Here is a 21416-nt window from a genome sequence, read left to right on the forward strand (position 1 = left end):
ACCAAGCCTTTTACAAAAAATGCGTTCCAAACTGGAACGCATTTTTTTTTATTTTCTTATTATGAGGTCTTAACATCATTTATTTCCCGATATGAAACAGGATCACCTTTTCAACAGCTTTCTCACAAACCGGGCAGAAATGTTTCATTTTATTCGATTTCATTTTGCAATCCTGCATGGGAGAATAAATCCCTTTGGCCATATAACCTCCACCTTCAAACACACCTAAATTATCAATAAAATCTTTCGTCCGGGGTGTAGGAACCGGAATCGAATCATCAAGCATATTTTTCCATTTCGACTCAAAATTAACCAAAGTGGTAATATTTGGCTCCCAAGGTTCAATTTCCAGATTATAAAAATCTTCGTATGCCACTTCCGATGAATAATACTCATCTCCCAAACCGGCAAACCCATGACCAAATTCATGACTTGAAACTTCATATGACAATGCATTATCGGCCGAACAACTTGAATAATAATTGTAGAATCCACCTCCACCGTACTTATCGGTATTAATCAGCACAAATATCTGATCGTAAGGAACATTTGCAGAAATATCATGTATGGATTTGATATCAAAAGTTGTTAGGTAACGATCGACATCGAAAGTATAAAAAGTAGTATTTACAGCCGTGTTTTTATAGATATTTTCGCCCGGAATATCAGTTCCTGAATCTTCCGAAACGGCTTCTAAAGCATATATATTAAATCGGTCTGCATATCTGTTAAATGGAGGTACATCAAGCAAATAACCAGCTACACGTTTGGCATCCGCCCTAAATTTTTCCATTTCATCAGCAGTATACCCTTCCGCTATAAAAGCAATATCTACACTTTCCGCAGGATCACCATCTCCCATAATCTTTGTAAATGAAACACTCCTGGGCTTTTCTTTACCAATAAAATAATTAGTCGGGTCAATCGTATATTCCCATATTTTCTCCATACTGCCATCCCAGTTTCTGGATTCCAACACAAATCGTACTGTTTTTTTAGGATAAGGCATTACGTTTACCTGATAAAATGCTCTTTTTAATTCTTTTGCTTCGGCTGTTGACTGCCATTCCTGAAACAAAGAATTAAAACCCTTTGAATAAATTAATTCTCCGGACTCCACATCAAAAAGTTTAAAACGGAATGTTCCATATCCAAACTGATCAATTAAATTGATTTTACTTCCTCCCCAATTAGGCTCTTCTTTCAATTCTTTCAGAAAAATAGTCTGAGAATTGGCATCGCCCCCCATCATATAATCAATCCTCAGAGTCTTACTTTCAAAATATTTATCAAAATTACTTTGTCCGTAACAAACCGAAGAGATTGCAATTAGTACAAATACCAGTAAAGATTTTGTCGTCATAATAGTTGTTTTTGCATTTAGAGTCTAAATTTACAAATTATAATGAATACACTTTTCTTTTCCTGCAAGGAATAGATATCTTAGATTTTTAATTTATAACTTTTTACTTCATGAAAGAACTCTTGGGCGTTCAATTAAAAAATTGGTTGATCAACGAAGGAATAACCGAATATTGGGCAATAATACTACAATCAATCATCGCAATTACTATTGTTATTTTCATTGCATGGATATGTGATGTTATTGCAAAAAAAATCTTGATCACAATCATCACCAAATTGGTTCGAAAAACGAAAACAAATTGGGATGATATTCTTTTGGAAAGAAAAGTATTCAATAAAATAGCACATTTTGCTCCCGCCGCAATCATATATTTTAGTGCAGGAATGCTTGATCATCAAGGCTTAAATAATTTCATCCAAAATAGTTCATATGTTTATATGGTGATATTGGCAATCATGCTGATTGACACATTTTTGAATGCTGGAAATGATATTTACAATACACTCCCCATTAGTAAAACCAGACCGATTAAAGGTTTCCTGCAGATTGTGAAAATCTTCTTTTACGCAATGGGAATTATTTCCATTGTAGCTCTGTTTATTCAGAAAGATCCATTAACAATTCTTGCTGGAATGGGAGCTTTTGCTGCTGTTATTCTATTAATATTTAAAGATACAATACTCGGATTTGTTGCTTCTATTCAACTATCTGCCAACAAGATGGTAAATATTGGTGATTGGATTTCAATGCCATCAAAAGGAGCAGACGGAACTGTTATAGATATCAGTTTAAACACTGTTAAAGTTCAAAACTGGGACAAAACCATTAGTACCATTCCAACATACGCTTTGGTTTCTGAATCGTTCAACAATTGGAAAGGAATGGAAGAATCGGGTGGCCGAAGAATAAAACGCCATCTAAATCTGGATGTAAAATCGATTCATTTTTTAAGTGAAGAAGAAATCGAAAATTTTGAAAAAATTCGTTTGCTAAAGGATTATCTGATTGAAAAAAAGAATGAAATCCGGACAAACAATCCAGAAGGTGAAATTCCAGTGAATCAAAGAAGATTGACCAATGTTGGTACCTTCCGAAAATATGTTGAAGCTTATCTTCAGGAACACCCCAAAATTCATAATGATATGACATTCCTTGTGCGTCAATTACAAGTATCAGAAAAAGGATTACCCTTAGAAATATACGTATTCTCAAACGACCAGGAATGGGCAAATTACGAGGCCATTCAAGCTGACATCTTCGATCATATATTAGCAATTGTTCCGGAATTTAATTTAAGAGTATTCCAAAATCCAACTGGAGATGATTTTCAAAAATTAGCAAATTAAGAATGAAAACAACATTACCAAAATTGAATTTCTTTGAATCATTAGGTTGGTTTGGGAATATTATTTTAAGCATTGGCGTAATACCTCAGGTAGTACAAACCTACAAAACACATGATGTTTCAAGTTTTAACTGGCCTTTTTTACTCATGTGGGCTTTTGGAGTGTTCTTTACTTTTATTTATATTGTAAACGGAGATTTAAAATCCAATAAGCGTCAATACCCACTGTGGCTTAATTATTTAGTAAATATATTTGCTACCTTTTACCTGTGTTACGCTAAACTGATATTCAGTTAATAAAAATTGCATCAGACATCAACCTAATCACTTAAAAAAGATGAAAAAACTACTTACTCTTTTTATTTTACTCTCAAGCTTTTACGGTTTTTCTCAAACAAGAGTTGGAGGAGTTGAACTACCAAACGAACTGATTGTAAAGGAGCATCAACTGCAATTAAAAGGAGCAGGAACTCGTGTTAAACTTTGGATGGACATGTACGCAATGGGTCTGTATCTTTCAAAAGATATGAATGATGCTGAAAAAATTATCGCCGCAGATGAGAGTATGGGAATCCGCTTAGAAATTATATCCGGATTAATTACATCAGAAAAAATGGAAAAAGCTACCAGAGATGGTTTTAAGAATGCTACAAATGGTGAAATGGAAAATATTAAACAGGAAATTGATGATTTTATCTCTGTTTTTCTGGGAGGTATTGAGAAAAAAGACGTTTTTGAATTTATATACTCGCCTGCTGACGGAACTTTAGTCTATAAAAACGGTGAATTAAAACAATCTATTCGAGGGCTGTCATTCAAACAAGCCCTATTTGGCATATGGCTTTGTAACAAACCAGCAGATAAAAACCTAAAAGAGAAATTAGTAAACTAGTCAATCCCTTTGCATTACACATATTCAACCTATTTTATTTAAGTATTACCTATTTCTTTTATGATTGGTGAAATTTTAATAGAACACCTAAATTTCGTTTAAAAAACACCAAGTTTAAAATAAATATTTACCTTAGCTACGTATACCTAACTGTAAGTTGACCTTTCAACTTATCAATAAACACAAGTCTTTCGGACACTAAAAAATTGTCTCTTAAGAAAAATTTGTGCACCTAAGAATAAGTGCACATATAGTATTTGAAACAAAAACAATAACAATGAGTACCAAAAGATTTTCGAAAATTGTTGGGTCGGGTAGTTATATCCCAACAGTTCAAATTAAAAATGAGCATTTTTTAAATCATGAATTTTTCGAACCAAACGGACAGAAAATTGAAACATCTCCCGAAGTAATAATAGAAAAGTTTAAAGATATTACCGGAATAACGGAGAGAAAATATGCCTCTGATGATCAACAAAACTCTGATCTTGCCTATTTAGCAGCAAAAAATGCTTTGGAATCATCCAAAATAGATAAAGAAAGTTTAGACTATATAATCGTTGCCCAAAACTTTGGAGATGTTAAACCAAACTCTACGCTGACAAATCAGTTGCCTTGTTTAGCTGCAAAAGTGAAAAATCTTCTTCAAATTGAGAATCCTAAAACGATAGCTTACGATATTTTATTTGGATGTCCGGGTTGGATTCAGGGTATGATTCAAGCTGACTATTATATCAAATCAGGCGATGCGCAACGGGTAATGGTTATTGGATCAGAAACTTTGTCAAGAGTTTGTGATCCGCACGACAGAGACAGTATGATTTATTCTGATGGCGCCGGTGCTGCAATATTGGAAGCATGCGAAACGGAAGAAGCATCGGGAATATTATCTCATGCCATGAGAACTGACACGATTAATGAGGCTTTCTTTTTGCGTGCTGACATTTCGGATAATGCCGATTTTGAAGGAAACAGCAATAGTCTTTTCATTAAAATGTACGGACGTAAAATTTACGAATATGCCATCACGAATGTTCCGGGTGTAGTAAAGGAAAGTATTGATAAGGCTGGTTTGGGAATTAAAGATATTAAAAGAATTCTTATTCATCAGGCCAACGAAAAAATGGATGAAGCCATTACTAAACGACTCTTTCGTTTGTATCAGGAAAAAAATATTCCAAAGGATATAATGCCAATGATTATTAAAGAAATGGGAAATAATTCAGTCGCAACTGTACCAATTCTTTACGATCAAATTGCCAAAGATAAATTAGACAATCATAAATTAAATGAAGGTGATTACGTTGTTTTTGCTTCAGTTGGTGCAGGTATGAATATTAATGCTTTTGTTTATAAGGTTTAATTACAAGCTAAAGTGATGCTTAAAAAAAAGACCTTTTTCAAAAGAATTTTCGAAAAGGTTTGCAATCCAAAATTAATTTTAGCAAATTAGCGGAGCTGAATCTGAAACACACAGGGAGACAGAGGAGATAGACAATATTCAGAAGTCAGAATCAAACTGCATTCTAACCCTAAGATTACTATAGATAATTACCCGATCAAATTCGTTTGATTCGGGTAATTCTTTTTTAAGACAGACTGACTATTCGAGGTCAGAATTTATTTTCTTCAATAGACCTTTACTGGTAATGTTCAGATTTTTTATATTCCTGACATTTCCGATATAAATTAAACAATGCATTTTTCAGGTTCAAATTAGGTTTCGAATTATAGGCCACTAATAAAAATGGTTCAGCTTCACGCATTTTATTTCTGGCTAAAGCCAATTTACTTTTGCATTGTTGATAATCATTATCACTTGGTTTTGCAATCGCCTCATAATTCTCAACTACAGAATCATACTCTGAATTAGCCTTCAAAAACAAAATAATTCCCAAGTTCATATTTGAATTCACATCATTGGGCTTTAGTTCAATTGCTTTACGATACTCCGGTTTAGCCTTCTCAATATCATTTAATTTCTGATAAGAAATTGCTTTAAAATAATGATACTTGTAATTTTCCGGATACCACTCAATCAATTCATCACAAACCGGTAATAGTTTTTCAAATTGTTCTGAATTCACATACAGAAACGCAAGAATCTTAACCGTTTGCTTATATTCATGCGGGATATTCTTCATTTTTGCCTTCAAAACAAATTCCTGTCCCTTCACATCATTTTCCGATTTATATATTGCCAACAGCCTGGAATAAAAACTTACACCAGAATTCCCCATATCCATTGCAATTCTGTAATTCTTTTTAGCTTCCTCTATTTTACCAAGTTCCTGCTGGCATACTCCAACGTAACCAAATGCCCATGAACGCTGAAAATTATCTCCGATACCACTTTCTATCAATGCCTGGTAATCCTTCAGTGCATCCTGATAGTGCTCATCAAAAAATTTACTGTTTGCCTTGTTTATCACTTCATCAAATTCCTGAGCTGATAAAAACAAAGACACAAATACTAATACTGATGTTAAAATCCCTTTCATAATTCTTCAAAATCTAATATAAATACAAGCCTTTATATATTAGACATCCAAAAATCAGTTTAGGATGGATTAATGTCAATAAAAAAACGCAGAAATTAAATTTCTGCGTTCAAATCTATGTTTTTTTAGAAGACTAACTTCTTTGTCTCACTGCCTCGTATACCATTAAAGATGCTGCAACAGATACATTCAAAGATTGAATTGAACCGACAATTGGAATTTTAACCTGCTCGTCAGCCAAGCGCAGCAAAGCATCCTCAATACCAACATCTTCCGATCCCATAACAATAGCTGTTGCTAATGTAAAATCACCTTCAGTATAAACTTTTTCAGCCTTTTCGGTTGCTGCGATAATTCGGATTCCTTCTTTCTTCAAATAACGGGCAAGAGTCTTTAAATTTTGAACCCTGCAAACAGGTATATTATACAAAGCTCCGGCGGATGTTTTTATAGAATCAGGAGTAATCTTTGCTGAATTCTTAAAAGGAATTACAATGGCATGTACACCAGCACATTCAGCAGAACGAGCAATAGCACCAAAGTTACGCACATCTGTAATTTCATCTAAAAGCAATAAAAGTGGTGTTTTACCCTGAGCAAAAAGTTCAGGTACAATTTCTTCTATTTCCTGATAAGGAATTGGAACAATTAAAGCAACAACTCCCTGATTGTTATGTTGATCCAAAGAATTCAACTTCTCAACAGGAACAAATTGATATTCAACTCCCTTTTCGCGAATTAAATCGAATAATTCTTGAAACAAAGGACCTGCTAATCCTGTTTTGATCAATACCTTTTCAATTTCCTTTTCACTTTTTATTGCTTCCATTGTTGCTCTGATTCCGAACAACATCTCTTGTCTTTGTTTAGCCATCGATTAATTTGCTTATTGGTGTTTTACATTCATTAATAATTGAGGCTTTTCCTTATATGTCAGATATCGCCACAACCATTCAAATGGTCCCATTTTATAATATTTCAACCAAATAATGGAAAAAATCAATTGAAAAGTCCAGATTAACAAAACCCAAATCAATAATTCTATTCTTGAGTAACGTGCAAACATTCCAAAACCATAACTATAAAAAATAATGGAACAAATTATGGATTGACAAAGGTAGTTCGTAAAAGCCATTCGACCAACTGCTTCAAAACCTTTTGTTAAAAAACGCAAAATTTTCAATTGATAAATCAGAATGATCAAACCAATATAGCCCAATGAGGAAAATAAACTGCCAAAATAATTGAACTGATAGCCGTATTTAAAGAAATGAATTACCTCCCATTTAGTTTCAACAATGCGATGAAATCCCTCATTGGCAAAAAAAGTACCTATGCCAATTCCCAGAATAGCCATCAGAAAATAAAATAGTTTCGATTTTTTCGCGGCCAAAACTCCATTGTTCAGCAATACCATTCCCAGCAACATTACTCCGGTTGTTCTCCATAAAGACAGCATAAAAAATGAGCCTATCTGATAATTCATATTCAACTGAGCTCTTTTCACGAAAATATCAAACCAACTTCCTATTTGATACAAATCTATTTCTGCTGCTACTAATTCTGGACCAGGACTAAAATCTGCCATGGATTCCTTTGCCATTTCGGGTGGCATACTTTCAAAAAAACTACCTACTAAATAAAAAAATCCCATTGGAATTAGATATAGTACTACGCATAGTACAATTTTCCACTGATCTTTCATTTCCCGAAGTAAAACTGCGATCAAGCCCACAATGGCATAAGCAACCAAAATATCTCCAAACCAAATTAAATAAGCATGCAGTATTCCAAATAGCAGCAACCACATCATGCGTCGAATGTGAAATTTTGAACCATCAAATCCCTTGTCATTTAGCCGGTTAATAAACAGCAAAATACCTGCACCAAATAAAATAGAGAAGATGGTCATAAACTTCAATTCACCAAATACATTCACGAAATAATAGAATATATAATCGGATGCAGACAATTCTCCCATTACTGATGGGTTGGAAAAAGAGGCATTGGGAAGCCCAAACAACTGAATATTTATCAACAAAATTCCTAAAAGAGCAAACCCCCGAAGTATATCGAGAGATTGAATTCTTTCATTGGATAAGGTTGGCTTTGCAGAAAGTGAGGTCATCATTTTTGTTCCAAGATAGTAATTATCTAAAAATCAACACTTCGAACTTTAAAATTTACTATTCCCCTTTTTCGGCAATTAGCAGCTCTAATTCTTCATTTAAATTCTCCCAATCAGACATTTCTTTTTCAAGATCTTTTTTGGCTTTTTCATATCTTGAAAAAAGTGACTGATCCTGCATATTTTCAGGATTTGCAAGTAACTCTTCCATCTGTGCTATTTGCTCTTCAAATCGCGCTATATTATCTTCTGAATTTGAAACAGCTCTTTCCATTTTAGAGATTTTTTTATTCATCTCTTTCCGCTCCAAATAATTCAACTTATTATCAGAAGGCGCAGCATCTGCCTGAACTACAGAAACAGCTTTCTTCACTTCCAATTCCTTTAAGGAATCCATTTTCTTGGTTTGCAGAAAATCATAGATTCCTCCTAAATGTTCTTTTATCTTCTTATTCGTAAACTCATATACTTTTGAGGAAAGTCCATTCAAGAATTCACGATCGTGAGAAACTACGATTACCGTACCATCAAATTGATTCAATGCTTCTTTCAAAACATCTTTCGATCTCATATCCAAATGGTTGGTAGGTTCATCGAGTACAAGAAGGTTCACGGGTTCCAAAAGCAAGCGAATCATAGCCAAACGGGAACGCTCTCCTCCCGATAAAACCTTCACTTTTTTATCAATATCCTCGCCCCGAAACATGAAAGCACCCAAAATATCACGAATCTTAGTTCGAACATCTCCAACAGCAACATCATCAATCGTTTCAAATACCGATTTGTTTTCGTTCAACATCTGAGCCTGATTTTGAGCAAAATAGCCAATCTTTACATTGTGTCCCAACTTACATGTACCCGTATGCTCTAGTTCGCCCATCAAGACTTTTACCAGTGTCGATTTCCCTTCTCCATTCTTACCCACAAAAGCAAGTTTTTCACCTCTCTCAATTACAAATTCAAGCTCATTTAAAACCAAATGATCACCATATGCTTTGCTCAAATTTTTCACCTCACAAACCAAATCGCCAGATCGTGGCGCCGGCGGAAATTTCAGGCTTAGTTTCGAGCTATCCTCCTCGTCAATCTCGATACGGTCAATTTTATCCAATTGCTTGATACGGGACTGAACCTGAACTGATTTTGTTGCCTTATATCGAAAACGCTCAATAAAGTCTTCAGTATCTTTTATTTGTTTTTGCTGATTAATGTAGGCTTTCATTTGCTGTTCGCGACGCTCTGCGTGCAAAACAACATATTGTGAATAGGGAACTTTGTAATCGTATATTTTACCAACAGAAATTTCAACGGTTCTATTGGTAATATTATCCAAAAATGCCCGGTCATGAGACACCAACACCACAGCTCCCGGATATGTTTTTAGAAAATCCTCCAGCCACTGAATTGATTCAATATCCAAATGATTCGTTGGCTCATCGAGAAGAAAAACATGTGGGCGGCGCAACAGAATTTTTGCCAATTCTACCCGCATTCTCCATCCCCCGCTAAATTCTGTAGTCTGTCTAATAAAATCACTTCTTAAAAATCCCAATCCAAGTAAAGTACGCTCCGCTTCGGCCTCAATATTTTCACCACCCATCATATGGTAGCGATCATTTTTATCCGTCAATCTTTCTATCAGCTTCATGTACTCTTCCGATTCGTAATCGGTTCGTTCGGCAATTTCCGAATTAATTTCAGCAATTTCCTTTTCCAAGCCCAAAACCTCTTCAAAAGCTGACAAAGCTTCCTCCATCACAGTATTACCGTCGATATGATTTACCTGCTGAGGTAAGTATCCTATTTTAATCTCATTTGGTAATGATACAGTTCCCGTTGTAGGCGCCTGAAAACCAGCAAATATTTTTAGCAAAGTTGATTTTCCTGCACCATTCTTCCCAACCAATCCAATTCGGTCGCGAGTATTTACAATAAAACTTACTTGCTTAAAAAGGGTAAAGCCACCAAATTCAACCGTAAGATTGTTAATAGAGATCATACTAATTCATGTTTTTCTGTTAAAGCGACAAAGATAACAACAGTTCTCAGTTATCCGTAATCATTGATCAGTAAATACAATCATCCTAATTATCACAAATCACGGTCAGCTTATCTTCCTGCAAAATTTTTGCTTTTTTTATTAATTCTGATTCAATGATATTTTCTTTCACTTCGAGCATCACAATGGTTTCAGCCTCGGCAAAAGAGATGTCGTAAATCCGGTTTACTTTCTGATATTCCTTCGGATATTTTGAAATCAACTGATCGTACAATTGATCCAAATAAATTTTTGATGGGTTGTGAAATTCCAACTTCAACTCAAAGCGTCGAACCAAGGCTTCATCAATTAAGTCAATTTGGTTGGTCGCCGCAATTAGAATCGAGTTTTTTGGTAACGAATCAATCTGTTGAATCATGCTATTCACCACCCGTTTCATCTCACTGCTATCGGTATTGTCATAGTTTCTTTCTTTGCCCAAAGAATCGAACTCATCGAAAAATAAAACGGCCTCCTGAGTTTCTGCCATTTTAAATGCGGCTGCAATATTTCTTGAGGTTTCTCCTAATTTAGACGAGACAATATTACCCAAATTAATCGTTTTCAACTTTTTGCCCAACTTATTGGCAATAGCCCTGGCAGTCATGGTTTTTCCACAACCTGATTTCCCAAAAAGCAAAAGTTTATTCACTACGGGCAAACCAAATCTATTTAGTATTTCAAGGTGCTCATACTCTCTTAGAAACTGCTCTACTTGAACCGACAACTCCTTATCAAAAACAATATCCTCAAAATCGACCCGTCCCATATTGGGAACAAATAAATGATTCATACTTAGCTTATATGTTTGTGTTTAAATATTTTGCAAACCTAACATTTAATCTTCAATCCGGAAAAAATCATTTGGTAGTTTTAGAAAAAGAATTACATTTGCAAACCCTAAAAAAACCAATCTATGAATATGCAAATCAATTAATTAACAAAATAAATAATAGAGTGGGGAATTCTTATTACAACTATGTAGAGGAACATAAGCTTTTGATAGAATGCTTTTGCGGAGAGACGGAGATTGAAGATGTATTTGAATTAAAAAATAAAATTGAAGTTAATTTAAGCCAAGTGCCTAAATTTAGCATTTTGGTTGATATTCAAGAAAATACCGATAAGCCTTATCATAAAATGAATGATGCTTTTATCGAATTCTATTCGAAATCAGAATTAACTTTAAAAATTGACAGTATTGCTATTGTTACAAACACACCAAATCAGGTTGTAAACACCATACTTTTCATTGATGACTTAAAAGAAGTATTCGATATACCAATAAGAGTATTTAGTTCACTCGAACCAGCTATTAACTGGCTGCATTCTGATGTTAGTATTGACAAAATAAAATCGATGCTTGAAGACTTTAAAAACACAATTGTGTTAAAATAAAAAAGGGAGTTCCAATGGAGCTCCCTTTCTGTTTCCAGATTTAATACCAAATTAACATCAAATCATGCCATATAAAATGTTTCTTTTCAGCTATATCTTCGTTAAAAAAGATGCATCGTAACATGGCTGTGCTTTACTTTTTTGCCTCGATTCAGCTAAAAATTAATTCATTTTAATTAAAGTCTATTTTGAAATTAAATTGGTATAAGATTACCCTTTACTTTTTAGAATAATCTTTATAAATCGCTTTTTTAAATTCCACCCAATGCGCTTCGGTCATTCTATCAGGCGTAAATAAACAAATACCTTTTGCTCCGTTAACCATCGACTCGCGTATTGCTTCACCCAATTCCTCCGGCAGTAAACCATGATTTTCAGGGTCTGCTTCTTTCGACTTAGAATCAGGCTTTGGACAAATGAATAAACCGCTGTAAACAGGTTTTTCTCCCTTTACACTTTCAGATGATTCTTTACACATCTTGCCAACCCATTCTGTGCCCTCCAAATAAAAATCGTTATAATTCATTGGGTAAAAAGCGTCTAAATTCCATTTATCCCACTCCTGACGAACCATTTTAACTGCATGAGAATGAGGCCCGGGAAATACCGCCGCTGTAATTTCTTTTCCTTGCGCATGTACATCTTCAGCCAAACGGTTTACTAATTTCGTGATCAAATCCTGACGGAATTGTTTCCACTCCTGAATATCTCTTGCTTCGGTCTGATTGGTAATCTCAATACCCGTTTTAGCTTTGAAATCGGCTTTACACTTGTCGCAGTAACAATAGTCAAACTCCGGATACTCCTTATCCATTACCAAACCGTACTTCTTCCAAAGTCCTTTCGCCAAAATTACATCCGGGAAACGGATATAGTCCAAATGAATTCCATCAACTTCCGGCAAGGCAGCTATTTTAGTATATAATCCAGACAAATATTGATAGACCTCTTCCCTGTTCGGACACAAGAATGTGTAATGATCAACATAAGCAGGTTTCTCGTAAGCTGATTCCCCATTTCCATTAACGGCATACAATTCCGCAGGAATGTTTTCATCACGTCCTTGTACCATAGTTGGTATCCATGTATGAAATTCGAGACCTGCCTCTTTGGCAATTTTACCAACACGTTGATAAACCAAAGGATCATGACCTCCGTTGTACATCAAACCATCAATTCCTTTTTCTTTTAAATCAGTAAAATTTGCTTTTAACTCAATATCTGTGGCCTCACCAGGACCACCCACCCATGCAAAACATGGAACTTTTGTTGTTGGTTTCGTTCCACACGAAATCAATACAAACAATGCAAAAACAGCAAGTAACTTGTTCATAGTACTTTTATAAAAATTGAAATGTGGCTTTGGAATACGAAGTAAAGATATAAAATTAAGTAGAAACAGCGATTCTCTTTTAGCCCTTAGGCTTTAGTTTAGGGGATTTCTGATAATAATGAAGATGTGATTCGACTTTTTGGCCTTTCAACCTTTCGACCTTTCGACTTTTATCTATCTTTGTGCCCATATTTAAAAACAATTGAATCGTGGGAAGAAATAGAAAGCAAAAACCACTTCTGGAAAAAGTAGTAATAGAGAAGTTAGCCGCCGAAGGCAAGGCAATTGGTAAAGTTGATGACAAAATTGTATTTGTTACCGGTGTAATACCTGGCGATATTGTTGATGTGCAGGTCAACAAGAAGCGCAAAAGTTTTATGGAAGGCTATCCTGTTGCTTTTCACAAACATTCTCCAATGAAAATAGATGCATTTTGTGAGCATTTTGGAGTTTGCGGTGGCTGCAAATGGCAAAACCTACCCTACGAAGAACAACTAAAATTTAAACAACAGGAAGTTATTGACAATTTAGAACGGATTGGCAAAGTAGAACTGAATGGTATAAATGATATTCTGGCATCAGAAAAAACTGAATTTTACCGCAATAAACTGGAATATACGTTTTCGAACAAGCGTTACCTTACCAATGAGGAAATTGCACTTAGCGATGATATAAAAAGAACTCCTGCACTTGGTTTTCACGTACCAAAATTATTCGACAAGGTGGTTGATATTAATAAATGTCACCTGCAGCCCGAACCATCAAACGCGGTTCGTTTGGCCATAAAAGAATATGCTTTCGCTAATGATTTATCCTTTTTTGATATCCGGAATCAGGAAGGTTTTCTAAGAACGTTAGTGATTAGAACCTCAACAACCGACGATATAATGATTATCGTTGTTTTTTACCATGAAGATGTTGAGAAGAGAGAAGGATTACTAAAACACCTGGCAGAAAAATTCCCGGAAATTACCTCGCTAATGTACGTGATTAACAAAAAGGCCAACGACTCAATTACCGATCAGGAAGCCATCCTGTACAAAGGAGAAGATCATATTTTTGAGCAAATGGAAGATCTGCGTTTTAAAATTGGTCCAAAATCGTTCTACCAAACCAATTCGGAGCAAGCCTACAATTTGTATTGCAAAACACGAGAATTTGCCGAATTAACAGGTGACGAAGTAGTTTACGATTTGTATACCGGAACCGGAACCATTGCTAATTTTATTGCTAAACAGGCAAAAAAAGTGATTGGTATTGAATACGTTCCCGAGGCCATTGCCGATGCTAAGGTGAATTCTGAAATTAACGGAATCAGCAACACCGAATTTTTTGCCGGGGATATGAAAAATGTTCTCACCAAAGAATTTATTGAACTTCACGGTCAGCCGGATACCATTATTGTTGATCCGCCAAGAGCAGGAATGCATGCCGATGTGGTAGAAACAATTCTGCACGCTGCTCCAAAGCGAATTGTGTATGTAAGTTGTAATTCAGCAACTCAGGCACGCGATTTAGCCATGATGGACGAAGCCTACAAAGTAACCAAAGTTCAAGCTGTTGACATGTTCCCACACACACATCATGTGGAGAACATTGTGCAGCTGGAGAGAAGATAATCATTCAAAACAAACAGAAAATCCCTCTTAAATTGCTTTAAGAGGGATTTTTATTTAGAATTAATTCCCAACACAACATTTGAATATGCAATGTCAGTTAATTGAACAGCTATTTTGAAAAAAACGATCACAAACCATAGCCTTCACATTTTATGCTTACCGCAAAAAGTTGCGAACGTTACCGCAATTTTTTGCGAACAGCATCGCAACTTTTTGCGGTAAGCATCCTTCAAACGCTGCCTCACTATGCGGTATTCTCCTTCATTATAAAACAAAATTTCTCTGCTTAGTAACCAAAATCCGGATATTAACTGTTTCACTGTAAAAAAAAGCCTGAAGAAACATTCGTTGTTCCTCAGGCTTTATTCACTATACTTTCATCAACTTCCACTTCCCTTGTTTAAACCAAAAAAGGGCTATTAATGTAAGCGTCATTTCTGCTATTATTATCGAATAAAATACTCCCTTTTGATCCCAACCCAATTGAATGGCTAGGAAATAAGCAAGTGGAATTTCAATAATCCAGAAACTAATCAGATTGAAATAGGTTGGTGTCCGGGTATCTCCGGCTCCGTTTATTGCATTCAACAGCACCATTCCCAAACCATAAAAAACAAAACCCATACTGATTATCTGCAAAGCCTGAATTCCATTAGCAACAATGAATTGATCAGGTGTAAACAATTCGATAAAAAAACGCGGAAACAAGTAAAATACAATTCCCATTAAGCCCAAAAATACGACATTAATTTTTCCTGCCGCCCAAACCGATTTCTCAGCCCTTTCCGGCTTATTTGCTCCCAAGTTCTGACCAACCAATGTCGCGGCAGCGTTGCTCAATCCCCAGGAAGGCAGAAGGATGAATATCAGCAGCCGAATGGCAATGGTGTAACCGGCTATGGCTGCACTTCCAAATTCTGCCATAATCCTCATCAAGCCAATCCAGCTCGATGTAGCAATGATACTTTGCCCTATTCCTCCAACCGATAAGCTGACCAATTGTTTAATTGTCGCCCATTTTAGCTGAATATGTTTCCATTTTAAATGAATCCTCCCTTTTCCCTTGCCAAGCATAACAAATTGGTAAACTACCGCCAAGCCTCGTCCCAGACTTGTAGCAATAGCGGCTCCTTCTACTCCCATGGCCGGGATTGGTCCCCAACCAAAAATCAACAATGGATCCAAAACAAGATTCAAACAATTCGCAACAATTAATACCCTCATCGATAAAGCAGCATCACCCGCCGAACGAAATATGGCATTGTTGATGAAAAGAAGCATGATAATCACGTTACTTCCCAAAATAATGGTCGCATAGCCCGACATTTCATTCACAATGGTTGAATTGGCTCCCATTAAAGCCAATAAATCCTTCGAGTAAAAAATCCCGGCAAACGCAATAAATACAGATACAAACACACCTGTTACAATGGCCTGAAATGAAACCTTTGATGCTTCTTCTGGTTTGTTCTCGCCTATGCGCCGGGCAACCAAAGCAGTTGTTGCCATCGATAAGCCAAAACCTATTGCATACACAATGGTGATCACCGACTCGGTAATTCCTACTGTAGCCACAGCGTCGTCACCCAATTTGGAAACGAAAAATATATCGGCCACAGCAAATACCGATTCAAAAATCATTTCCAATACCATAGGAATCGCAAGCATAAAAAGCGCTTTGCTAATCTTCCCGTTGGTATATATTTTTTCACTTCCCGAGAGTGCCTCCAGAAAATAGTTCCACAGTCTCCCAAGCTTATTTAATTGATCTAAAATTCCTTCCCTTACTCTTATATTATGGTGCATTCTGTTTTCGTTTTTGATGTTCAATAAACTCGTTTACTCTTTCTCTTATTCTAAAACAATTTGTTTTATTGCCAACCGGATCTTTCACCGTGGCTTGCCCGCAGCAATACATTGATGTGCTCATAATTTACCCTCCAAAATTTTAGGTGTGTTGATATACGTATCGGGTGGCTTTCGCCCCCGTTACAATAAAAAAATAAAAAATAATGTGAATACGGAAAGCTTAAGCTGATTTAGCTCTTATAAGTGCAAGGTGATGATGTGACAATTGTATTCATAGCTTTCCTCCGTTTTTTAAGTAAAACAAATATAAGTCATTTTCATTAATTCATTATAACTTGACCTTTATTTTTTTTACAACTCCCTGAATATTGAATAAAAAACAAATGAATTTAAACTTATCGTGTTAAACGGCACAGATATCTAAAAAGGATTGGTTTCCCAACAAATATCCTTTTTTATCAAACTAAAATTCCATAGTATTGATGTTTAAAATGCCAAAGCGGTTTTAACACACTGGGAAATGATCATCTCAGCATGCTAAATTCTCCCGAAACAATTTCGGGACAGGCTATCTGACAAAAACTTAAAATTATAAACAGATGAAAAAATATTTTGTACCTACAATGATGGTACTGCTAACTGCAACCACATGCAGCTTCGCACAAAAAGAAAACAACAAAAGCATTACAATTGAAAACTGGCTTCAAACCGATCCTGTAAGTTTACAACTACCAGCTTTCCACTCTACAAAAAACATCGAAGGAAAAACCTTCGAATTACAAAACCTTTTACAGGACAATCAGCTTGAAATAGATGGACTTCAACCTGCTGAAAAGGACAATTTAAAGTGGAACGGTGAAAACTTACAATGGAGCAAAACAACCACCAATAAAAAAGGTTTTACAGGCAGCAAATCTGCCGAAAACAGTCTTTTGTTTTATGCGTCTTATTTCTCTGCGGATGAATGGATGCAAGCAAAATTAATTGTAGAAGCCTATCCACTTCTTGAAGTGTATATCGATGGAGAAAAAAAGATTTCACACTACAAGGCAGAAACTGATGATGCCAAGGAGCTTTCGGAAGAACTTAAGATTGAGCCCGGAAAACACTGCATTCTTGTAAAAGTTGTAAGCGGGAAAAAGAACGACTTTAAACTTGGTATTACTCCAAATAAGCCCTGGGATGAAAACAATATAAAATTATCCTTATCGCCGCAACAAAGCGTTACCATTCATAAAATATTGGATGGCGAAAATGTACGAAACATCGAATTATCTTCTGATGGTAAATTTGCCTTACTTAGTTACAGCAGAACACTTCCTCCATCGGACAATAGTGAGAACTGGAAAGAAATTCAGGAAATTGAGAGCGGAAAAATCTTATACTCCTTCCGGGGAAGTCAACTGGCAAATATTCAGTGGCTGCCTACAGGAAACCGTATTTCGTACACCAAAGAATACAACGAAAAAACAAGTCTTTTTATTTTTGATTTTGAAAACGGAAGAGAAACGGAAATAGCCAATAGTATTGCTGATTTTTCGGATTACAACTGGACTCCCGATGGAAAACAAATCATTTTCTCAGTAACGAAAGATTATTCGGAAGATTGGAAGATCAGAAAAATTCAAGGAATGGAAGATCGTTTGCCTTGGTTTCGAACCCGAAGTTTCTTATACAAACTGGATGTTGCCAGCGGCGTAAAACAACGCTTAACTTATGGAACAATCACAACCAGTTTACAGGATATCAGTCCCGACAGCAAATACATTCTTTTTTCTCAAGCACGTCCCGATTACAAGGAATATCCCTACGATAAACAAAATCTTTATCAGATGAACCTCGAAACTTTCGAGATTGATACCATCTGGAAAGACAAACTTTTTGGTGGTTCGGCACAATACTCTCCTGACGGCACTCAGCTTTTGGTTCAGGCAGGTCCTTCCTGCTTTGGAAAACTTGGCGAAAACATTGGAAAACAACCATTGGCCAATAATTATGACGGACAATTGTACATTTTCGATCTGAAAAACAAAAAAGCCGATCCAATTACAATTCATTTCGACCCATCGGTTAATCAGGCTGTGTGGAACAAAAGTGATATGAATATTTATTTGAAAGCAAATGATAAAGATTACATCCAGCTGTATCGTTACCAACCAGCGAATAAGGAATTCAACGCTTTACAAATAAATTCAGATGTTATTGGCAACTTTAGCCTTTCGTCCGACGGAAAAAACATTGCCTGTACAGCATGCAGTATATCTTCACCTTACAAAGCTTTTGTTTATGAATTGGCTTCGAATACAAGTAAGCTAATCTCCAATCCGCAAAAAGAAAATCTAAAAAACGTGAAATTTGGAAAAACAGAAGACTGGAATTTCACCAAAGAAGATGGCAAAACCATTATTGGAAGAGTTTACTATCCTCCAAATTTCGATTCCAACAAAAAATATCCGGTAATTGTAAACTATTATGCAGGCACATCACCTGTTGAAAGAAGTTACGGTGGCCGATATCCTTTGAATCTTTATGCATCAATGGGATATGTTGTTTATCTGCTTCAGCCAAGCGGAGCTGTTGGTTTTGGACAGGAATTTTCAGCTGAGCACCAAAACAACTGGGGAATTACCACCGCTGATGAAATTATTGAAGGAACCAAAAAATTCTTAAAAGCCCATTCCTTTGCTGATGCAGATCATGTTGGTTGTATTGGAGCATCCTACGGTGGATTTATGACCATGTTGCTGCAAACCAGAACCGATATTTTTGCAGTCGCCATTTCGCATGCCGGTATTAGCGACATTACCAGTTACTGGGGCGAAGGTTATTGGGGATATTCCTATAGTGTGAATGCTTCCGGCAAATCATTTCCATGGAACAATCGAAAACTATATATCGATCAAAGTCCATTATTCAATGCTGATAAAGTTGTAACACCAATGTTACTAATTCACGGAAGTGTTGACACGAATGTACCTCTTGGTGAAAGCATTCAAATGTATCAGGCATTAAAATTGCTGGGGAAAGATGTCGATTTTGTTCAGGTAAAAAATCAAGATCATCACATCAAGAATTATACCCAACGAATACTTTGGAACAACACCATATTTGCCTATTTCGCAAAACACTTAAAAGATCAGCCAAAATGGTGGGAGAATTTATATCCGGATAAGAATTTATAGCAATTTGAGGCGGTTAAATCAGAGGGTGTTCTTAAGCAGAGCACCCTCTTGTTTTTCAGTACCAGTTCATAGACAAAACCTAAGTCTTTATCAATAATGATAAACACTATTGATGCTTCAGTCAATTATAAGTAATTTTAAATTCAACACTAAAAAAGTACACTATGCTAATTGTAATATCGCCCGCCAAAACACTGGATTTCGAAAGTCCGGCAATCTCAAATCTATATTCTGATGCTTCTTTTTTAAAAGAATCCAAACTTTTAATCAAAGAGCTTCGAAAACTTAAAGTCGACAACATTGCGGATCTGATGGGAATAAGCCCGAAGCTTGCACAATTAAATTTTCAACGATTTCACGAGTGGAATACTCCCTTTACTACGGAGAATTCCAAGCAAGCTTTATTGGCCTTTAAAGGCGATGTTTATACGGGCATTGATGCGTCCACTTTCTCGGAAGAAGATTTTCACAGATCTCAAACAGATCTTCGAATTCTTTCCGGTTTGTATGGTGTTCTCAAACCAATGGATTTGATTCAGGCCTATCGTCTTGAAATGGGCAAAAAAATAAAAACAGGCAGAGGAGACAATTTATACCAATTTTGGGGAGATACGATTACGAAATCAATTAATCAAAGTTTAAAAGAAAACGATCACAAACATTTAATCAATTTAGCATCCAACGAATATTTTAAATCAATTAATAAAAAGAAAATAAAAGCTGAAATTATCACTCCTGTATTTAAGGATTTAAAAAATGGAGAATACAAAATGATTAGCTTCTTTGCCAAAAAAGCAAGAGGATTAATGACTCGATTCATTATTCAGAATAAAATTACTGATCCCGAAGAATTAAAAGCTTTTGATTTGGATGGATACATGTACAACCCAATGCTTTCAAATGAAAATAATCCTGTTTTCACAAGAGATCATTAAAGAAAAATTACCTTATTTAAAAGCTTTTAAGGCCTTGTTTTTACTCGCAATTTTTACTAAGTTTAAATAAGACAATCTCAATAAAAACCTGAAAATCCTTCTCCTATGACTGATAAGAACTTTGTAGTTAAATTCGGAAGCCTGCTCAAAGAGGAAACCCTTGAAGTTATTGACAGCAAAATATTGCCTGGTACAATTGTTTTAGAAGCTACCAACCCTTTTCCCGGCTACTATGAATATTATGAAGGAATTCAAAAAGACATTAAACCTCATTACATTTATTTGGTAACTGACAAAAAATGTGATTTAGAAGAATTTACGCGGGTTACTCAAAAAATCATGTCGTATTTTGAAGTAGATTTTCATGCCGCGATGGGTACCATTACAATTTATAACGATGTTTATCATGCAATTAGAATCAGAAGATTAACCAAGTATGATCAAATAAAAGATTTGCAATCGTGCTACATAGAAGAAGGTATTAATTTAAAATCGAATGCAACAATACCGCACAACTCCAAAGCAATGATTCAATTGGATAAATTTTTTGCATTGGATGAACTTGGTAATGGATATTTCTCTGATCACATTGAACCAAACCATGGCTATTTTACCATTCCACAGAAGCTAAGCTGGAAGCAATTTGAGCACTTAACACAGCAAGTGAAATACAATATGGAGATGTTTCATTTTGATGCCTCTTTAGGCTTTATTTACGACAATTTTAAAGCTGTAGACATGATCCGTATTTATGCTGAAAATCTTGACCTTGAATTACTGAAAAAGATTAGAGTCAAATTTATTGAAAGAATTAAATAATTAAATTTGAATCAAATATAAAAAGGGCTGTCGATAACGACAGCCCTTTCT

Annotated in this window: 17 protein-coding genes; 9 read left to right on the forward strand and 8 right to left on the reverse strand. The window is 35.6% G+C overall.

The genetic code is table 11. From position 1 onward, the window contains the following. Positions 1–79 precede the first annotated feature (79 nt). Positions 80–1363, reverse strand: a complete 1284-nt coding sequence (locus GQR60_RS11990) for a M64 family metallopeptidase (RefSeq protein WP_124993156.1) — start codon at positions 1361–1363, stop codon at positions 80–82. Positions 1364–1473: 110 nt separating this feature from the next. On the opposite strand from GQR60_RS11990, the gene GQR60_RS11995 reads away from it, so the two are divergent. The 4 genes from GQR60_RS11995 (at position 1474) to GQR60_RS12010 (ending at position 4966) form a co-directional block, all read left to right on the forward strand. Next, on the forward strand, positions 1474–2712 hold the full coding sequence (locus GQR60_RS11995) for a mechanosensitive ion channel family protein (RefSeq protein WP_124993157.1): 1239 nt from the start codon (positions 1474–1476) through the stop codon (positions 2710–2712). Positions 2713–2714: 2 nt separating this feature from the next. Continuing rightward, positions 2715–3008, forward strand: a complete 294-nt coding sequence (locus tag GQR60_RS12000) for a PQ-loop repeat-containing protein (RefSeq protein ID WP_101310816.1) — start codon at positions 2715–2717, stop codon at positions 3006–3008. A 40-nt stretch (positions 3009–3048) separates the two neighbouring features. After that, positions 3049–3603, forward strand: a complete 555-nt coding sequence (locus GQR60_RS12005; RefSeq protein WP_124993158.1) for a chalcone isomerase family protein — start codon at positions 3049–3051, stop codon at positions 3601–3603. A 277-nt stretch (positions 3604–3880) separates the two neighbouring features. Beyond that, the gene (locus GQR60_RS12010; RefSeq protein WP_124993159.1) at positions 3881–4966 is read left to right on the forward strand and encodes a 3-oxoacyl-ACP synthase III family protein; all 1086 of its coding nucleotides are present in this window, start codon (positions 3881–3883) and stop codon (positions 4964–4966) included. A 277-nt stretch (positions 4967–5243) separates the two neighbouring features. Here GQR60_RS12010 and GQR60_RS12015 read toward each other — a convergent pair whose 3' ends face one another. The 5 genes from GQR60_RS12015 to GQR60_RS12035 all read right to left on the reverse strand — a co-directional run bounded on the left by GQR60_RS12015 (position 5244) and on the right by GQR60_RS12035 (position 11063). Further along, positions 5244–6104, reverse strand: coding sequence for a tetratricopeptide repeat protein (locus GQR60_RS12015; protein WP_124993160.1), 861 nt, complete (start codon positions 6102–6104; stop codon positions 5244–5246). Positions 6105–6237: 133 nt separating this feature from the next. Further along, positions 6238–6978 carry a 23S rRNA (guanosine(2251)-2'-O)-methyltransferase RlmB gene (gene rlmB / locus GQR60_RS12020; RefSeq protein WP_124993161.1) on the reverse strand — a complete coding sequence of 247 codons (741 nt, stop codon included), beginning with the start codon at positions 6976–6978 and terminating at the stop codon, positions 6238–6240. Between the two features lie 12 nt (positions 6979–6990). Continuing rightward, entirely contained in the window at positions 6991–8232 is a 1242-nt protein-coding gene (locus GQR60_RS12025) for a DUF418 domain-containing protein (RefSeq protein WP_160463471.1), read from the reverse strand. 58 nt (positions 8233–8290) lie between these two features. After that, the gene (locus GQR60_RS12030) at positions 8291–10231 is read right to left on the reverse strand and encodes an ABC-F family ATP-binding cassette domain-containing protein (RefSeq protein WP_124993163.1); all 1941 of its coding nucleotides are present in this window, start codon (positions 10229–10231) and stop codon (positions 8291–8293) included. 85 nt (positions 10232–10316) lie between these two features. Beyond that, a complete protein-coding gene (locus tag GQR60_RS12035; protein ID WP_124993164.1) occupies positions 10317–11063 on the reverse strand; it encodes an AAA family ATPase in 747 nt (248 codons plus the stop codon). A gap of 71 nt (positions 11064–11134) precedes the next feature. Here GQR60_RS12035 and GQR60_RS12040 point away from each other — a divergent pair, with 71 nt between their 5' ends. Then, the gene (locus GQR60_RS12040; RefSeq protein ID WP_124993165.1) at positions 11135–11668 is read left to right on the forward strand and encodes a hypothetical protein; all 534 of its coding nucleotides are present in this window, start codon (positions 11135–11137) and stop codon (positions 11666–11668) included. Between the two features lie 217 nt (positions 11669–11885). Here GQR60_RS12040 and GQR60_RS12045 read toward each other — a convergent pair whose 3' ends face one another. Beyond that, positions 11886–13001: a glycoside hydrolase family 10 protein gene (locus GQR60_RS12045; protein WP_124993166.1), complete on the reverse strand. Its 1116-nt coding sequence runs from the start codon at positions 12999–13001 to the stop codon at positions 11886–11888. 209 nt (positions 13002–13210) lie between these two features. Here GQR60_RS12045 and rlmD point away from each other — a divergent pair, with 209 nt between their 5' ends. Then, complete coding sequence (rlmD, locus tag GQR60_RS12050; protein ID WP_124993167.1) at positions 13211–14620, forward strand: 23S rRNA (uracil(1939)-C(5))-methyltransferase RlmD; 1410 nt, start codon at positions 13211–13213, stop codon at positions 14618–14620. A 369-nt stretch (positions 14621–14989) separates the two neighbouring features. On the opposite strand, the gene GQR60_RS12055 is transcribed toward rlmD, so the two are convergent. Beyond that, complete coding sequence (locus GQR60_RS12055; RefSeq protein WP_124993168.1) at positions 14990–16426, reverse strand: MATE family efflux transporter; 1437 nt, start codon at positions 16424–16426, stop codon at positions 14990–14992. 602 nt (positions 16427–17028) lie between these two features. Here GQR60_RS12055 and GQR60_RS12060 point away from each other — a divergent pair. The 3 genes from GQR60_RS12060 to GQR60_RS12070 all read left to right on the forward strand — a co-directional run bounded on the left by GQR60_RS12060 (position 17029) and on the right by GQR60_RS12070 (position 21365). Beyond that, complete coding sequence (locus GQR60_RS12060) at positions 17029–19611, forward strand: S9 family peptidase (RefSeq protein ID WP_124993169.1); 2583 nt, start codon at positions 17029–17031, stop codon at positions 19609–19611. A 164-nt stretch (positions 19612–19775) separates the two neighbouring features. After that, positions 19776–20546, forward strand: a complete 771-nt coding sequence (gene yaaA, locus GQR60_RS12065; protein ID WP_124993170.1) for a peroxide stress protein YaaA — start codon at positions 19776–19778, stop codon at positions 20544–20546. Positions 20547–20651: 105 nt separating this feature from the next. Then, entirely contained in the window at positions 20652–21365 is a 714-nt protein-coding gene (locus tag GQR60_RS12070; protein WP_124993171.1) for a hypothetical protein, read from the forward strand. The last annotated feature ends 51 nt before the right edge of the window (positions 21366–21416 follow it).

This window comes from Labilibaculum euxinicum, assembly GCF_009795715.1.
GTDB classification, from domain to species: Bacteria; Bacteroidota; Bacteroidia; order Bacteroidales; family Marinifilaceae; genus Labilibaculum; species Labilibaculum euxinus.

What these genes read in the sequence shown, in the direction of transcription:
- GQR60_RS12005 (WP_124993158.1), top strand. Translation starts at nt 3,049, where the DNA reads ATGAAAAAACTACTTACTCTTTTTATTTTACTCTCAAGCTTTTACGGT.
- yaaA (WP_124993170.1), top strand. Translation starts at nt 19,776, where the DNA reads ATGCTAATTGTAATATCGCCCGCCAAAACACTGGATTTCGAAAGTCCG.
- GQR60_RS11990 (WP_124993156.1), bottom strand. Translation starts at nt 1,363, where the DNA reads ATGACGACAAAATCTTTACTGGTATTTGTACTAATTGCAATCTCTTCG.
- GQR60_RS12000 (WP_101310816.1), top strand. Translation starts at nt 2,715, where the DNA reads ATGAAAACAACATTACCAAAATTGAATTTCTTTGAATCATTAGGTTGG.
- rlmB (WP_124993161.1), bottom strand. Translation starts at nt 6,978, where the DNA reads ATGGCTAAACAAAGACAAGAGATGTTGTTCGGAATCAGAGCAACAATG.
- GQR60_RS12060 (WP_124993169.1), top strand. Translation starts at nt 17,029, where the DNA reads ATGAAAAAATATTTTGTACCTACAATGATGGTACTGCTAACTGCAACC.
- GQR60_RS12025 (WP_160463471.1), bottom strand. Translation starts at nt 8,232, where the DNA reads ATGACCTCACTTTCTGCAAAGCCAACCTTATCCAATGAAAGAATTCAA.
- GQR60_RS12010 (WP_124993159.1), top strand. Translation starts at nt 3,881, where the DNA reads ATGAGTACCAAAAGATTTTCGAAAATTGTTGGGTCGGGTAGTTATATC.
- GQR60_RS12035 (WP_124993164.1), bottom strand. Translation starts at nt 11,063, where the DNA reads ATGAATCATTTATTTGTTCCCAATATGGGACGGGTCGATTTTGAGGAT.
- GQR60_RS12070 (WP_124993171.1), top strand. Translation starts at nt 20,652, where the DNA reads ATGACTGATAAGAACTTTGTAGTTAAATTCGGAAGCCTGCTCAAAGAG.
- GQR60_RS12030 (WP_124993163.1), bottom strand. Translation starts at nt 10,231, where the DNA reads ATGATCTCTATTAACAATCTTACGGTTGAATTTGGTGGCTTTACCCTT.
- GQR60_RS12045 (WP_124993166.1), bottom strand. Translation starts at nt 13,001, where the DNA reads ATGAACAAGTTACTTGCTGTTTTTGCATTGTTTGTATTGATTTCGTGT.
- GQR60_RS12015 (WP_124993160.1), bottom strand. Translation starts at nt 6,104, where the DNA reads ATGAAAGGGATTTTAACATCAGTATTAGTATTTGTGTCTTTGTTTTTA.
- GQR60_RS12055 (WP_124993168.1), bottom strand. Translation starts at nt 16,426, where the DNA reads ATGCACCATAATATAAGAGTAAGGGAAGGAATTTTAGATCAATTAAAT.
- GQR60_RS11995 (WP_124993157.1), top strand. Translation starts at nt 1,474, where the DNA reads ATGAAAGAACTCTTGGGCGTTCAATTAAAAAATTGGTTGATCAACGAA.